This is a genomic window from Vibrio parahaemolyticus, assembly GCF_900460535.1.
GTDB classification, from domain to species: domain Bacteria; phylum Pseudomonadota; class Gammaproteobacteria; order Enterobacterales; family Vibrionaceae; genus Vibrio; species Vibrio parahaemolyticus.
This window is the reverse complement of the sequence record NZ_UHIL01000001.1, coordinates 1598834-1613997: the sequence shown is the minus strand read 5'-3', so window position 1 is coordinate 1613997 and position 15164 is coordinate 1598834. Positions and strand designations below refer to the sequence as shown.

The 15164-nt window shown below is 47.2% G+C and carries 13 protein-coding genes and 1 tRNA gene; 7 read left to right on the top strand and 7 right to left on the bottom strand.

Annotation, left to right across the window (positions count from 1 at the left end):
* Window positions 1–5: 5 nt before the first annotated feature.
* The 7 genes from DYB02_RS08055 to hppD form a co-directional block, all read right to left on the bottom strand.
* Window positions 6–82 (bottom strand) — tRNA-Val (locus DYB02_RS08055).
* Between the two features lie 179 nt (window positions 83–261).
* Entirely contained in the window at window positions 262–600 is a 339-nt protein-coding gene (locus tag DYB02_RS08050; protein ID WP_025538962.1) for a hypothetical protein, read from the bottom strand.
* A gap of 118 nt (window positions 601–718) precedes the next feature.
* Entirely contained in the window at window positions 719–1378 is a 660-nt protein-coding gene (locus tag DYB02_RS08045) for a DUF2726 domain-containing protein (RefSeq protein ID WP_015296638.1), read from the bottom strand.
* Between the two features lie 186 nt (window positions 1379–1564).
* The gene (gene maiA / locus DYB02_RS08040; protein ID WP_029804932.1) at window positions 1565–2233 is read right to left on the bottom strand and encodes a maleylacetoacetate isomerase; all 669 of its coding nucleotides are present in this window, start codon (window positions 2231–2233) and stop codon (window positions 1565–1567) included.
* A 21-nt stretch (window positions 2234–2254) separates the two neighbouring features.
* Window positions 2255–3292, bottom strand: a complete 1038-nt coding sequence (locus tag DYB02_RS08035) for a fumarylacetoacetate hydrolase family protein (RefSeq protein ID WP_029804931.1) — start codon at window positions 3290–3292, stop codon at window positions 2255–2257.
* 9 nt (window positions 3293–3301) lie between these two features.
* Window positions 3302–4432 carry a homogentisate 1,2-dioxygenase gene (locus DYB02_RS08030; RefSeq protein ID WP_024701103.1) on the bottom strand — a complete coding sequence of 377 codons (1131 nt, stop codon included), beginning with the start codon at window positions 4430–4432 and terminating at the stop codon, window positions 3302–3304.
* A complete protein-coding gene (hppD, locus tag DYB02_RS08025) occupies window positions 4425–5498 on the bottom strand; it encodes a 4-hydroxyphenylpyruvate dioxygenase (protein WP_029804930.1) in 1074 nt (357 codons plus the stop codon). The genes DYB02_RS08030 and hppD overlap by 8 nt, the downstream gene beginning before the upstream one ends.
* Before the next feature lie 815 nt (window positions 5499–6313).
* Here hppD and DYB02_RS08015 point away from each other — a divergent pair.
* The 7 genes from DYB02_RS08015 to DYB02_RS07985 all read left to right on the top strand — a co-directional run bounded on the left by DYB02_RS08015 (window position 6314) and on the right by DYB02_RS07985 (window position 15117).
* Complete coding sequence (locus DYB02_RS08015) at window positions 6314–7420, top strand: M20/M25/M40 family metallo-hydrolase (RefSeq protein ID WP_029804929.1); 1107 nt, start codon at window positions 6314–6316, stop codon at window positions 7418–7420.
* A 267-nt stretch (window positions 7421–7687) separates the two neighbouring features.
* Window positions 7688–9298 carry a peptide ABC transporter substrate-binding protein gene (locus DYB02_RS08010; protein ID WP_029804927.1) on the top strand — a complete coding sequence of 537 codons (1611 nt, stop codon included), beginning with the start codon at window positions 7688–7690 and terminating at the stop codon, window positions 9296–9298.
* A 166-nt stretch (window positions 9299–9464) separates the two neighbouring features.
* Window positions 9465–10385: an oligopeptide ABC transporter permease OppB gene (oppB, locus tag DYB02_RS08005; protein ID WP_029804926.1), complete on the top strand. Its 921-nt coding sequence runs from the start codon at window positions 9465–9467 to the stop codon at window positions 10383–10385.
* 9 nt (window positions 10386–10394) lie between these two features.
* A complete protein-coding gene (locus DYB02_RS08000) occupies window positions 10395–11327 on the top strand; it encodes an ABC transporter permease subunit (protein WP_029804925.1) in 933 nt (310 codons plus the stop codon).
* 10 nt (window positions 11328–11337) lie between these two features.
* Window positions 11338–12321 carry an ABC transporter ATP-binding protein gene (locus DYB02_RS07995; protein ID WP_025633654.1) on the top strand — a complete coding sequence of 328 codons (984 nt, stop codon included), beginning with the start codon at window positions 11338–11340 and terminating at the stop codon, window positions 12319–12321.
* Window positions 12322–12330: 9 nt separating this feature from the next.
* Window positions 12331–13311, top strand: a complete 981-nt coding sequence (locus DYB02_RS07990) for an ABC transporter ATP-binding protein (protein ID WP_029804924.1) — start codon at window positions 12331–12333, stop codon at window positions 13309–13311.
* 9 nt (window positions 13312–13320) lie between these two features.
* On the top strand, window positions 13321–15117 hold the full coding sequence (locus DYB02_RS07985) for an aminopeptidase P family protein (RefSeq protein WP_029804923.1): 1797 nt from the start codon (window positions 13321–13323) through the stop codon (window positions 15115–15117).
* Window positions 15118–15164: the final 47 nt, after the last annotated feature.

Here is a 15164-nt window from a genome sequence, read left to right as displayed (position 1 = left end):
CAGAATGGTGCGTCCGAGTGGACTCGAACCACCGACCCCCGCCATGTCAAGGCGATACTCTAACCAGCTGAGCTACGGACGCATATCTCTGGAACGAGAAGGATATTAGCTATATCCGATCAGGGGTGCAAGCATAAATTCATCAACTTTGAATCGTTTGGTGAAAATGTAAACTCAACACCCGTTTTCAGATGATTTTATCGGCAAGCCCTTCGTCTATCGGGGATAAAAGTGTGATCTATATAACTTTTACGATTTTGTTCAATTGTCGTAAGGCACTTCACTTAACATCCAAATTTGTAATGTCTGGGAAATATCAGGGCAAAAACCAAACAGAATTTGATATTTAGGCTCAAATGGCTCACCAATGTAGGTAGTGCGGATCAGTTTACCCGTTTTGACATCGACTTGAGTACTTACTCTGCCTTTAAAGTTTTGGAAAATCACAAACTGCTCGCTGTGATAAACCATCTGTTCATGATAAAACAAAAAGTGGTCTTGTGGCGTTTCTGTCAGTTTGCACTCCAGCGGCTTTAAGCTCTGCATTCCTTGCACATGTGGAGCTAGCAGCAACAGTGCAAATATCCATCCATATCGCATACGACTTCCCTATTCCGCTTTCTTTCTCAAAGTATAGGTCTTGGCGTATTGGGCGATACAAAAAAGGCTTCGATCTACACAAATCAAAGCCTTTAGGTTTATCGTTTGATTGGTTGTATTAGTCGTCAGACTCAAACACCACATTGTAGTTTTCAGTGTAAGTACAATTAGGTTGACGACTACAGGTGAAAAATCGTCGTCCTTTAAATTCACCTTGGCTGGCGGTTTTGATGATCATCGGACTGCCGCATTTCTTACAAAAACGCACTTCTTTCTCAGGCTCGATCAAATCAATATGCGCCGCCAACAAACGACGTAAACGTCCCACTTGATAACTGTGTTTTACTGAAGTCCCGATCAGAGGCAAGTTGGCAGATTTACATACGTGCATCAGCAACTTCTGACGCTCCACCTTACCTTTATTCAATTGCTGCCCGTTATCAAACTCGATAATTACGCGCGGTTCTAACGTTCTTGGGTCACAAATTACGTAGTCGAAATAACTGCGCGCGATGCGATTATTGGCCACGAAAAACTGCTTTTTATTCTTGATGTCTTTCGGAGCAACCAAAGTAGACATGTTCACCTTGGCAAACACGACAGCATGCTCTCCAACTGCGGCTCTTAGCGCATTGAAAAAAGCACCTTCTTGCCCTCTTAGTAACGGACCTTTCGCACGATATGGATAGTCACGCGTGTCGTCGTGCTTAATCACGTACTTTTGAATAATAAAGAAGAATACAACCAGAAGAACAACAATGATAAAGATGTTGGTCATAGATAAAGTGCGCCCAAAACAACTAGTTGCTCAAAGCGTAAATGGAAATGCTATACAGAGCAACAAAACCTATCAATTTTGAGGTGCGATGACATAAGCAATGAAGAAAAGTTCGCGGAGGATAAGCAAAAACAAGCCAATCTTTCTAGGGATTGGCTCTTGTACGTTGTGCCTGATTAACAATCATTAAGTGTTAGCATCTGGTTGATTGTCTGGCATGGCATCAATGAAAGTTGGCAGTTGGTTGCAAGCATCTACAATTGCGTTGATAACCGGATAAGGCGACATATCAACTCCAAAACGTTGCGCGTTGTAGACTTGAGGCACAAGGCAAATATCAACGATGCATGGTGAGTCAGTCACACTGTATTTACAGTTTCCATGCTCTTCTCGATATTTGGCCAGTTTCTCTTCTAACGCAGCAAAGCCTTGTTTGATCCAGTGATGAATCCACTCCTCTTTCTGCGCTTGTTCACAACCTAGTGTTCCTTCCAGATACTGCAAGACACGCAGATTGTTTAAAGGATGAATTTCCATGGCGATGTCCTGCGCCATCGCCAACGCTTGATAACGTAATGGCATTTGTTCAGGAATGACCGACACATCTGGGTAGTTTTCTTCAAGATATTGAATGATCGCGAGTGACTGGTTTAAGCGTAAGTCGCCATCCACCAGCACAGGTACCAGCTCTGAGGCGTTAAGATCGTGGTATTGCTCATTGTGCTGTTCACCGCCATTGCGAACTAAGTGAACAGACACTGAATCATACGCCAGTTGCTTTAAATTCAAGCATATACGCACTCGATATGCCGCCGAAGATCGCCAATATCCATAAAGAATGATGTCATCGCCCATGGCTTGTCCCTATTTTGCTGTTTAATGTTTCAAGTATTGACTAACTTGCTGATCAATAGCACCAAAAATAGTATTACCTTCAACATCAAACATCTCAAGTTTGATCGAATCACCAAACGACATAAAGTTTGTCGCTGGCTTGCCATCACGAATGGTTTCGATCATACGGACTTCCGCGATACATGAATAACCAACGCCACCTTCCTCAATCGAAGTGCCATGGTCAGTGCCTTGCTTGTTAGACACCGTACCAGAACCGATGATTGCGCCAGCCGATAGTGGGCGCGTTTTTGTGGCATGAACGATTAAGTCTGCAAAGTCAAAAGTCATATCAACGCCAGCATTAGGGCGACCAAACGGCTTGTGGTTGTAAGTGGAAACCAATGGTAAATGAACTTTGTTTTCATACCATGCATCGCCCAATTCATCAGGGGTAACCGCTACAGGAGAAAACGCCGAAGACGGTTTAGATTGGAAGAAACCAAACCCTTTTGCGAGCTCCGCAGGAATCAAACCACGTAGCGAGACATCGTTCACTAACATAATGAGACGAATAGATTCTTGCGCCTCAGCAATACTTGCGCCCATCGGAACATCGCCAGTTACAACGGCAACTTCGCCTTCAAAATCGATACCCCATTCGTCGCTGGCAAACTCAATATTGTCGCAAGGGCCAATAAACGCATCTGAACCACCTTGATACATCAAAGGATCAGTCCAAAAACTCTCTGGCATTTCTGCGCCGCGCGCTTTACGAACCAACTCGACATGGTTGACATAAGCACTGCCATCCGCCCACTGATAAGCGCGAGGTAACGGAGACTCACAGTAATGCGCCTCAAACTCTTCAAACCCTGCGACCGTGCCGTTGTTCAGTGCGGTGTAAATTTCTTCCAACTGTGGTGCAACAGCTTCCCAATTATCAAGTGCAACTTGCATGGTCGGTGCTAGGTTTCTCGGGTGGAAAACTTCTGTTGTGGGTACGCAGCGCGTTAAGTCTTTGCTCACGACCATCAACAGACCGTCACGAGTCCCATTTTTCTTGGTTGCTAATTTCATCCTTGCCCCTTATTTCTCTTGCCAGCTATAGACGTATTCTTTGTTTTCTACTTTATCCAGTTCATCCGAGAACTGGAGTGCATGGCGGGTATCGATCATGACTGCGACCTCATCCGTAAACTTCTTCTTATATTCTCGACCCGCTTTAAACGCTTTAGGATGTGGGCCATGAGTAAAGCCTGCCGGATGAAACGTCACCATACCCGCTTCAATGTTATCGCGACTAAAGAAGTCACCTGCGTGGTAGAACAACACTTCGTCATAGTCATCATTGTTGTGGTAGAACGGTACTTTAAGTGCTCCCGGGTCGCTCTCAATTGGACGAGGAACAAACGTACACACTACAAATCCCGCTCCTACAAATGTAGTATGCGCCGACGGTGGTAAGTGGTAGCGATGTGACATAAGTGGACGTATATCACGCCAATTCACTTTCACTACTGCTAAGTCGCCATGCCAACCAATCGCGTCTAAAGGATTAAACGGATAGGTAATCACGCTAACTTTATCGTGGCGTTTTACCTGAACCTCAGTGCGGTTTTCAGAATATTGCGCACGAAACTCATCATTGATAGACGGAACTTCCAACACCGCAGGGTCAAATACCGCGTGATTCCCTACCATGCCCTTTTCAGGTAAGGAGTACGCTGCATCGGTGTTTTCAATCATGAGAATGAACATGGGTTCACTCGGATCTAAACGCCAACTCGTTGAGCGCGGGATCATGACGTAATCCCCTTCGCTCACTTTCAGATGACCATAGTCACAGTAAAGATCTGCCGTGCCTTGGTGGATGAACAGCAGCTCGTCGCCATCGGCATTTCTTACCAAGAAATCCATCTTTTCATCCATGCGCCATACACGTATTTTACAGTTAGCGTTGTGCAATAGGTGCGGTACTGACCAAGGAGAGATTTGACTGGCTTTATCCACTAAGGTGAAGTCAAAAGCGCGTGGGCGTAAGTCACCTTCCCACTCACACCAACCGGTTGGCGCATGTTGATGATGAAAATGTGCCGCAGGGCCGAAGAACCCACTTCGGCCAGCTTCACGTTCATAAATTGCCTCATCCGGGAAATCCGCATGTGCTTGTTTTGAGCACACACCCTCCCGATGCGGAAATGTGATCCATTTATGCATCGCTTAGTACTCCTCGGCGAATTTGATCTTCTTCAATCGATTCAAATAGCGCTTTGAAGTTACCTTCACCAAAGCCTTCATTGCCTTTGCGCTGAATGATTTCAAAGAACACAGGGCCAATAACAGTCTGAGTAAAGATTTGCAGCAAGATACCGTCTTTCATTGGCGCGCCATCAATCAAGATCTGCAAATCACGAAGTTTACTGACATCTTCAGTATGGCCTTCAACGCGCTCATCGACTTTCTCGTAGTAGGTGTCTGGCGTTGGCATAAAGTCCATACCGCGGTCACGCAACGTTTGCACCGTTTGATAGATGTCATCCGTTGTCAGAGCGATATGCTGAATACCTTCCCCGTTGTATTCGCGGATAAACTCTTCAATCTGCGATTTGTCATCCGAGGATTCATTGATGGGAATGCGGATTTTGCCACACGGTGCCGTCATTGCGCGGCTGACAAGGCCAGTCAGTTTACCTTCGATATCGAAGTATCGAATTTCTCGGAAGTTCCCGATGCGCTCATAAAAACCAGACCATACCTCCATATTACCTTGCTTAACATTGTGCGTGAGATGGTCTATCTCGTACAAGCCAACGTCTGATTTAGCTAAGCGATCGTCTGCATCGTCATAAAAACGGAAATCGACGTCGTAGATGCTCTGCTTGCCATAACGATCAACAAAATAAAGCAAGCTTTCACCAATACCGTAAATGGCAGGGATACTCAGTTCCATCGGACCAATTTCAGTTTTGTATTCTGTGCCGCCGTTTTGAATAGCATGTTCAAGCGCAACCGTCGCGTCTTTCACACGAAACGCCATACCACATACAGATGGGCCGTGAACTTTAGCAAACTCCTCCGCTTGGCTATGAGGCTGGGCGTTCACGATAAAGCTGATGTCACCTTGTCGATACAACCATGCTTCTTTCGAACGATGTTTGGCTATTTCAGCAAAGCCTAGCGATGTAAATAACGCTTTTAGTTGTTCAATGCCTTTGCTGTCAGCAGCTGTGTATTCAACAAACTCAAATCCGTCTGTACCTAATGGGTTGTATGTGTCCACCATGACTTTCTCCTTGCGTCACTAATTTGTTTACAGCCTCACTGAGCTGTTTGAACTGATTTTTCTAACTTCGCGCAGGTAGAGAGAAATTGGAATACATAAGCCGAAATCTCTATTTCGATGGGTCTTACGGAGAAATGTAAAATTAATGTTACACCACAAGGCCATCAATGTACCCGGTTAAAAAGAAACCAAAATTAAATTGAATTTCAATCAATTAGGTTGATATTTTTCGATTTACGCCACACCACCAAATGTAAACAACTTGTTACCATGGTGATTTTTATTGGCACCTAGCGACTTTAGATAAGTCTTTGGTTTCATTTAAAGAGAGGTTGGAAAGAGTGAAACAAGCGGGAGTTTCAAGACAACAAAGCGCACCTAAAAAGCGGCCAAGCTCTTATTGAACTTGGCCTATCCAGTTGGCAGTGCGAGGATATGAGTAAACAGAGACGTCATTAATCCACAAATGTGATTTTGCTTCAAATACACCCTACTTATTTACAGTGCACCTTGCAGCAATTATTGACTGCTTTCATCAGTTACATATTTGCTTCGAGCCATAGTGCATTACTGTCTCCGCTCTCAATTACCAAATTGTCACTTGCTAAACCACTTTCGTGATTGCGTCGTCACTTCTGGCATTATCCTCGGTCAGAATCGTGTCAGGCAGTGATTTTCTTTGATTCAACGCAGCTTCACCTACATAAAGCTGTGCAATAAGTGAGGTTCTGTTCCCTTTCGAGTCCGTGCCATTGATTTCGAATTCACATCGTTTCTCGGTATCGCCCTCGACCCCAAAAGAAAGAGACACCCAAATGACACAAATTAATCAAGAACGTCTAGTTGAACACTTCTGCCAACTGGTTCGCATCGACAGCGAATCTATGAATGAAAAACAAATTGCAGAAACGCTGGCTGAGCAACTGGGCGAACTAGGCTTTACGGTTCACAAGCTTCCTGTACCAGAACACATTTCTAATGGCTTCAACGTGTACGCACGTTTAGAAGGGAAAAAAGAAGGCTCAATCCTAATGAGCTGTCACATGGATACGGTAACGCCGGGCATTGGTATCGAGCCGATCATCGAAGACGGTATCATCCGCTCAAAAGGCTACACCATTCTTGGCGGTGACGACAAATCTGGCATCGCTGCCATCATGGAAGCAGTGCGTTGCATTCAAGCTGAAAACCTAGAACACAAAACGCTCGAATTGGCGTTCACCGTACATGAAGAAGGTGGCCTGTTCGGTTCTGAATACTTCGATATGTCTCACGTAACCTCAACAGAAGCGATCGTACTGGACACAGGTGGCCCAATTGGAACTATCGTAACGGCTGCTCCGGGCCAACAAAAGATCGTCGCAACCATCAAAGGCCGCCCTGCACATGCAGGTCTTGCGCCGGAAGAAGGCATCAGCGCGATCATGGTTGCGGCAGACGCAATCAACCAAATGAAACTGCTTCGCATCGACGAAGAAACCACAGCGAACATCGGTATGGTCAACGGTGGTCAGGCAACCAACATTGTGATGCCAGAGCTTAAAATCGTTGCTGAAGCTCGCTCTCTAAATGGAGAGAAGCTAGAAGCCCAAGTCAACCACATGATTTCAACATTTGAGTCGGTATGCGAAAAACATGGCGCAGAAGTCGAAATCGAATCTAGCCGCGCGTACGACGCCTTTGTTATCGAAGAAGACAACGCGCACGTAACCGCAATCAAAGCGGCGTTTGCAGATATGGGTATCGAATCGTTCACGAAAGGCACTGGCGGCGGCAGCGATGCGAACAACTTCAACAAGAAAGGTCTGACAACCGTGAATCTATCTACGGGTATGGCTAAAGTGCACACCACTGAAGAGTTCATCGCCGTTGATGATATGGTAAAAATCTCTGAGTTCGTTAAGCATTTTTTGGTGAAGTAGCCTCACTCAAATATTTAGATTAACTTCCGACTTTCATCCCCTTCTCGCCCTGCGCGAAGGGGATTTTTATTTTTGCCCACCACAAATATTCTTTCCTTAATGCCAACTTGGCAATCAGCCGCGATAAAAATTCTACTAGCTCACTTTTTGAGACCGAACAGCCCGACTTTCAGCACCTTGTTACAACTATGTTAAAACTCGATTGTACAGACAATTTATACAATATACATTTTGAGCACCTTTCAGGATGAATAGAGTGAGACAAGGATGAAATTACCTAAACTACTTTTGCTAGCATCGATAATGAGTCCGATACTGGCTACACCGAGCTACGCAGTGCCGTATCCGGCTGGCGTGACGCTTGCAGAGACGCAAGAAATTACGCTTAACAACGGGGCGGAAGTCACCTCTATCGATCCTGCAAAACAAGCCGCGGAGCCTGCGTTCAACCTTGGTCGAGACTTGTTTGAAGGCTTAACCATTCAGGACAAACAAGGCAAAACGATTCCTGGGATTGCAGAATCTTGGACGGTGAATGACAACAATACGGTTTACACTTTCCACTTGCGCGATGCGAAATGGTCAAACGGCGACGCAGTGACCGCTCAAGATTTTGTCTACAGTTGGCAACGATTGCTCGACCCTAACACGGCATCACCTTACGCTTGGTTTGCCGCCATACCGAATATCCTAAACTCGCAAGCCATTATGAAAGGCGAAGCGAAACCTGATTCATTGGGCGTGAAAGCGTTGGATGAAAAAACCTTCCAAGTCACTTTGGAGCAGCCAATTCCGTTCTTCATAAAACTCCTGAGCCACCCCGTTCTTGCTCCGGTTCATCAAACAACGGTAGAGGAACACGGCAGTAACTGGACACAACCTGAGAACATCGTAACCAACGGCGCGTTTACCGTTTCGGAGTGGAAGGTAAACGAGAAGATGGTAATAAAGAAAAACCCGCACTATTGGGATGCAAACAACGTCGTCTTAGATAAAATCACTTGGCTGCCGATCGGTGATGCTAATGTCGTGCTAAATCGCTACCTAGCAGGCGAAATCGATCAGGTCATGTCGATTCCTGCCGCACAAAAAAGGAAACTAATAAGCAAACTGCCTCAAGATGTGGCTGATACGAGTGCTTCGCTAGGTTCGACTTTTTACTACCTAAATACGCAAGAAGGACCGACCAAAGATCGTCGAGTTCGCCAAGCCCTCTCCTACGCCATTGATCGCAATCTACTGACTGATTCGATTTTAAGAAATGGTGGCATTCCGATGTTCACGCTAGTACCACCGCAAACCGATGGGTTTCAATCGCACACACCGGAATATTCAAAGTGGGACCAAATCCAACGAATTGACGAAGCAAAGCGTTTGTTAGCAGAGGCAGGCTACAACCAAAGTAACCCACTTAAGTTGACGTTTACCGTCCCGACTTTCTCGATGGATGTAAAAATGGCGACAGCCATGGCGGGCATGTGGAAGAGCCGTTTAGGCGCACAAGTCACCATCAAGCAGTTGGAACCTAAAGTCTTCTATGCCTTGAAAGAACCCACAGAAATTACACGCGGCGGCTGGACAGCCGACTACAATGAGGCATCGACTTGGTTAGATATCTTCGTCTCAAATGGCGAGTACAACGATTCACGTTACCACAACCCGAAATACGATGAGTTGATGTCGCAATCTAAGACCATGAGCGACCCATCTGAGCTGTATCTGCAAGCAGAAAGCATGTTGATTGACGATATGGCGATCATTCCAGTTTACCGCCCTGGCAACGATCAATACCTGATCAAGCCTTATGTCGGTGGCTACGAGCGCACTAACCCCGAGTCCTCGTACTACCGCAAGAATGTCTATGTGAAAGTCCACTAAAGGCATGTTTCGGCCTGTATCGATAAGGTAACTAGCACTGACATTGCCAATACATGGCATACCTTCTCGAACCTCTCTTTCCTCGGTAATGAGCACAGGCCAATTTTTTTCACCTTTTATTCGACGCGGCGGGATGTGGCGTCGTTTTACCAAAGGATGATGGATCATGATTTGGTACATTCTGAGACGGCTAGCCATCGCCGTTCCAACCTTGCTGTTTATTGCGCTGGTTTCTTTCTGGTTGATGCACATCGCACCGGGTGGCCCGTTTGATATGGAACGCCCAATGCCGGAAATCGTGCGCGCCAACATCGAAGCAAAATTCCACCTTGATGAACCATTTCTGGTTCAGTTTTGGATTTACATTACAAACTTTGTGCAGGGCGATTTAGGCCCAAGCTTTGTTTACCAAGACTTCTCTGTCACTCAACTGGTTGCCCAATCTTGGCCCGTATCGGCAATGCTTGGGGTGCTCTCTTTTAGCATCTCAGTCCCACTTGGGATGCTGCTCGGCACTATTGCCGCATTAAAGCGCAATAGCCGTTTGGATTACGGATTAATGACACTCTCGATGACGGGCGTGGTTGTTCCTGCTTTTGTTTTGGCTCCCGTGCTTGTCACCATTTTTGCGATTCAGCTTAGTTGGCTCCCCGCTGGTGGCTGGGAAGGTGGGCAATTAGCTTTTCTTGTTTTGCCGGTATTAAGTCTGGCCATTGGATCAGTCGCTAGCATCGCGCGTGTCATGCGCGGCGCGATGATTGAAACCCTCAATCAGCCTTACATTCGCACCGCAAAAGCGAAGGGATTATCGACCGCCTACATCTTGTTCCACCATGCACTGCGTCCGTCATTGATCCCCGTCGTCGCCATGCTCGGGCCAGCGTTTGTCTCTGTCGTGACGGGCTCTGTCATCATCGACATCTTTTTCGGCACTGGTGGTATGGGCCAGCACTTTGTCTCTGGTGCACTGAATCGCGACTACGGCTTAGTAATGGGCATCACCTTAATTGTCGCCTCACTCACCATCTTCTTTAATCTTGTGGTCGATTTGTTGTACACGGTGATCGACCCACGTATCCGAGTTTAGGAGTCAAACATGTTATCGATTAAGAAACTGGATACTCAATCCTTACAAGACCAAGTCGTAGACAATATCGAAGCGGTGGAAGGTCGTAGTTTGTGGCAAGATGCCTGGGCTCGTTTTCGAAAAAACCGCGCCGCGATGACATCGGTTTATGTGCTCACGTTCATCACTTTGTGCATCACGTTTGGCCCATCGATTGCGGCCTTTGGACACGATGAGATTGATTGGGACGTACTCGCCGACCCATACGAACTAGGAAAGCCATCACTTAGCAGCGGCCATTACTTTGGTACCGACGATCTCGGCCAAGACCTTTTTGCCCGCGCCATGCAAGGTGGTCGCCTTTCAATTTTAGTTGGCTTTGTGGGCGCGTTAGTCGCCGTCGTTATCGGAACAATTTGGGGCAGCATTTCAGGCTACCTAGGCGGCGTCGTAGATAGCGTGATGATGCGCATCATCGAAGTGTTGGATTCAGTACCATTTATGTTCATGGTCATCCTTTTCGTCACCCTCTTTGGCAACAACATCTATCTGATTTTTATCGTAATTGGCATGGTGTCATGGTTGGGAATCGCTCGCGTGGTACGCGGCGTGACCTTCGGAATTAAAAAGCGCGAGTTCATCGAAGCGGCACATTCCATTGGCGTTTCAAAGTTCACCATCGTTCGTCGTCACGTGCTGCCGAACGTATTGGGAATTGTAATGGTCTATTCATCGCTCATGGTGCCCGGTTTCATCATGTTTGAATCGTTCTTAAGCTTTTTAGGCTTAGGCGTCCAACCACCAGACACCAGCTGGGGAATACTGATTTCCGAAGGCGCAAAAACCATTGATGTTGCCTTGTGGATGCTGCTTTTTCCATCCCTGTTCTTGGTCACAACCCTATTCTGTTTCAACTTCATCGGCGATGGCTTACGCGACGCTCTTGACCCGAAAGATCGATAAGGACAACTCCATGCTATCTATTGAAAACATGAACGTGCGCTTCGATACGCCAGACGGACAAGTGCAAGCGGTCAGCAACCTTTCCTACTCGATTAAAGCAGGAGAAACGCTCGGCATTGTGGGTGAATCAGGCTCTGGTAAAAGCCAATCGGTATTTGCGCTGATGGGGCTCACCGCCGACAACGGTAATGTATCCGGTGAAGCCTTATTTCATGGCGAGAACTTACTCTCAATGTCCAAGAAACAGCTCAACCGTATTCGCGCAGAGAAAATCGGCATGATCTTCCAAGATCCCATGACCTCTCTGAATCCATTTATGAAGATAGGCAAGCAGCTGAGCGAAGTGTTGATGGTGCACAAAGGCATGAGTCGCAAGCAAGCCATTGCGGAATCCATTCAGATGTTGGATGCGGTGCGGATTCCTTCTCCGGAAACACGCATGAACCAATATCCACACGAGCTTTCTGGCGGTATGCGCCAACGTGTGATGATTGCCATGGCGTTGTTGTGTAAACCGGAACTGCTTATTGCCGATGAGCCCACAACCGCACTCGATGTGACAGTACAAGCGCAAATCCTGACGTTATTACGTGAGTTACAAAAAGAGTTTAATACCGCGATATTGCTGATAACGCACGACATGGGCGTTGTCGCCGAAATGTGTGACCGCGTGTTGGTAATGTACGGCGGACAAAAAATGGAACAAGCAGATACGGACACCCTCTTTGCTCAGCCCGCACACCCTTATACCCAAGGCTTACTGAGAGCAATTCCTTCGATCACCGAAGACATGCCTCGTTTGCCAACTATCCCTGGCAATCCACCGAGCGCCTTAATTAACCACCAAGGCTGCCCGTTTAGAGATCGCTGTGATTACCGCCTCGCTCGCTGCCAAGCCGAAACGCCGAAGTTTATGCCGCTCAATGGTCGTCAATCCATCGCCTGCCATGTCAAAGCCCAAAGCAGCATTTCACTCATCCACCAGTCGGCTTAAGGAAACGTTATGAATCAGAAAGAAGTGTTATTGTCCGCTCGCGAACTGCAAGTGCATTTTCCTGTTTCGCGACACCTCATTCCGAGCCGAAGAAAGATCGTACAAGCCGTCAACGGCATCGATTTGGATGTTTATCGAGGCGAAACGCTCGGCATTGTTGGCGAATCAGGCTGCGGAAAATCCACCTTAGCACGTGCTCTGCTGCGCTTAGTTGAACCCACGCACGGCAAGCTCACTTGGAAAGGTGAAGACATGCGTGGCTTCAGCAAAAACAAGTTAACACGTCGTCGCCAAGAATTTCAGATGATATTCCAAGACCCATCGGCGAGCCTCAATCCGAGATTGACGATTTCAGAATGTATCGCAGAGCCGTTACTCACACACCAGCCTCAACTTAAACGCGCCGAAGTCGAAAAACGCGTCATTGAGATGATGGACAAAGTGGGTCTGTTGGCAAGCCAACGTAACCGATATCCGCATGAGTTTTCTGGCGGTCAGTGCCAACGTGTTGGCATCGCGCGAGCCTTAATCCTCAATCCGGACTTGGTGGTGTGTGATGAACCCGTCAGCGCATTGGATGTTTCGATTCAAGCGCAGGTCATTAATTTGCTCGACGACCTTAAACAAGAAATGGGACTGACACTGGTGATGATCGCTCATGACCTAAGCGTTGTGCGCCATATCAGCGACCGAGTGATGGTGATGTACCTTGGCAAACCAATGGAAGTGGGACGCTACGACCAAGTGTTCGACGATGCTCAGCATCCCTACACAAAAGCATTGCTTTCTGCGGTACCGATTGCCAATCCGCAACTTGCACGCAACCGCGACATCCAATTGTTGCCCGGAGACCTCCCTTCTCCGCTCACCCCACCCAGCGGTTGTGTTTTTAGAACCCGATGCCCAGAAGCTACGGAACTATGTGGGCAGCAAAGCCCAGTCAAAACAGGCACTGAGCAACATCATATTTACTGTTCAAACATGATTTAGGACGTTTTCATGAATACAACAAATTCGGTTAACCAACGCCTTTCATCGCTACGCGACGCAATGGCAAACTACAAGGTTTCGGCCTACATCGTCACAAACAATGATCCCCACAATAGTGAGTATTCCGCTGACCATTGGGCTGGACGCACGTGGATTTCTGGCTTTACTGGCTCGGCTGGTAATGTCGTCATAACTCAACAAGGCGGTGGATTGTGGACAGATGGTCGCTACTACATTCAAGCAGAAGAACAATTGCATGGAACGGGGTTAGACCTTTTCAAAGCGCGTCAGCCGGAAACCCCCACCATTCCTAAATGGCTTGCGAGTACGCTCGACGAAAACAGCGCGATTGCCGTGGATGGGCGCTCGATCAGCTACGCATTTTACCAAGAACTTAAACAAGCGCTTGAGCCAAAGAACATCGAGATTGTTCTCGACCTCGATCTGATAACGCCAATCTGGACTGACCGCCCGAGCAGACCGAGCGCAGAAATTTTTGACCATCCGGTTGCGTTTTCTGGTGTAGAAACCAAACAAAAACTCGCAGATATTCGTAAATGGCTCAATGAAAACCATGCGGACTGTTTATTGGTTTCAACCCTTGACGATGTGATGTGGACACTGAATATTCGTGGCGGTGACACGCTTTACTGCCCGGTTTCAGAATCCTACCTTATTGTCGAGCGAGACTGCGCGACGGCGTTCATCGATAAACAAAAGTTACCAGCCGAGATAGAGAAGAAGCTGACTGCGCAAGGTGTGAGCGTTCGTCACTACGAGTACGTCAGCCAGTATTTGAATCAGCAATGTGAAGGCTTGTCGCTTGCTTTTAGCCCGGTTTATACCGACAGTTTGTTGGTTAACTCCATTGAGCAGAACCTCTCATTAAAGCCAATGGCTTGCCCCGTCACCGACATGAAAGCCACCAAAAATCAGACCGAGTTAGCCAATCTCGAACAGTCATTGACGGACGATGGTGTGGCTGTCGTGAAGTTCATGAGCTGGTTAGAAGACCAAGTCCCAAGCGGGCTCGTTACTGAGCTGTCAGCCGAGGCTCAATTGAAAAGCTATCGCCGTCAAACTCGCCATTATGTGAGCGACAGTTTCCGCACGATTGCAGGCTTCGCCGCACATGGCGCGAAAATGCACTACGCCGCCGATGAAGAAAGCAATGCCGTTGTCAATGAAAGCAATTTCTTCCTTGTGGATTCAGGCGGTCAATACCTTGGCGGCACAACAGACATCACCCGTACTTTCCACTTCGGGTCACCGACCATTAAACAGCGCAAAGACTACACGTTAGTGCTGAAAGCGGTCATCCGACTGACTCAGACTCGATTTATGAAAGGCTCTACGGGTGCCAATCTCGACATCATGGCACGAGGCGTGCTGTGGCAACATGGTATTGATTACAAATGCGGTACAGGACATGGTGTGGGTATTTGTTTGAATGTCCATGAAGGGCCACAAAACTTCTCGCAAAGCCACCGCGAAGTTGAGCTAAAACCTGGCATGGTGATCACCAATGAGCCCGGTGTTTACCGTGAAGGTGAATACGGTGTTCGGATCGAAAACATCATGAAAGTGGTTGAAGTCGAGCAAAATGAGTTCGGTATTTTTTATGGCTTCGAGACCATTACGCTGGCACCAATCGCCACGAACATGCTTGATGTCTCTTTGCTAAGCCATGATGAAATTAACTGGCTAAATCAATACCATTCTCGCGTCTACCAAGCACTCAGCCCATTTCTTGATGAGCACGACAAAGCTTGGCTTCAGCGCGCAACTCAGTTTGTAGAGCTTTAGACAAACTGCCCTATCTCCCGATTTCATTTTCATTTCAAACTCCCTGT

Bases quoted from the DNA above. Each gene is read 5' to 3' on its own strand.
- DYB02_RS07995 (WP_025633654.1), top strand. From the start codon at position 11,338: ATGCTATCTATTGAAAACATGAACGTGCGCTTCGATACGCCAGACGGA.
- DYB02_RS08045 (WP_015296638.1), bottom strand. From the start codon at position 1,378: ATGACCAACATCTTTATCATTGTTGTTCTTCTGGTTGTATTCTTCTTT.
- DYB02_RS08030 (WP_024701103.1), bottom strand. From the start codon at position 4,432: ATGCATAAATGGATCACATTTCCGCATCGGGAGGGTGTGTGCTCAAAA.
- DYB02_RS08015 (WP_029804929.1), top strand. From the start codon at position 6,314: ATGACACAAATTAATCAAGAACGTCTAGTTGAACACTTCTGCCAACTG.
- DYB02_RS08050 (WP_025538962.1), bottom strand. From the start codon at position 600: ATGCGATATGGATGGATATTTGCACTGTTGCTGCTAGCTCCACATGTG.
- DYB02_RS08000 (WP_029804925.1), top strand. From the start codon at position 10,395: ATGTTATCGATTAAGAAACTGGATACTCAATCCTTACAAGACCAAGTC.
- DYB02_RS08035 (WP_029804931.1), bottom strand. From the start codon at position 3,292: ATGAAATTAGCAACCAAGAAAAATGGGACTCGTGACGGTCTGTTGATG.
- DYB02_RS07990 (WP_029804924.1), top strand. From the start codon at position 12,331: ATGAATCAGAAAGAAGTGTTATTGTCCGCTCGCGAACTGCAAGTGCAT.
- DYB02_RS07985 (WP_029804923.1), top strand. From the start codon at position 13,321: ATGAATACAACAAATTCGGTTAACCAACGCCTTTCATCGCTACGCGAC.
- DYB02_RS08010 (WP_029804927.1), top strand. From the start codon at position 7,688: ATGAAATTACCTAAACTACTTTTGCTAGCATCGATAATGAGTCCGATA.
- maiA (WP_029804932.1), bottom strand. From the start codon at position 2,233: ATGGGCGATGACATCATTCTTTATGGATATTGGCGATCTTCGGCGGCA.
- hppD (WP_029804930.1), bottom strand. From the start codon at position 5,498: ATGGTGGACACATACAACCCATTAGGTACAGACGGATTTGAGTTTGTT.
- oppB (WP_029804926.1), top strand. From the start codon at position 9,465: ATGATTTGGTACATTCTGAGACGGCTAGCCATCGCCGTTCCAACCTTG.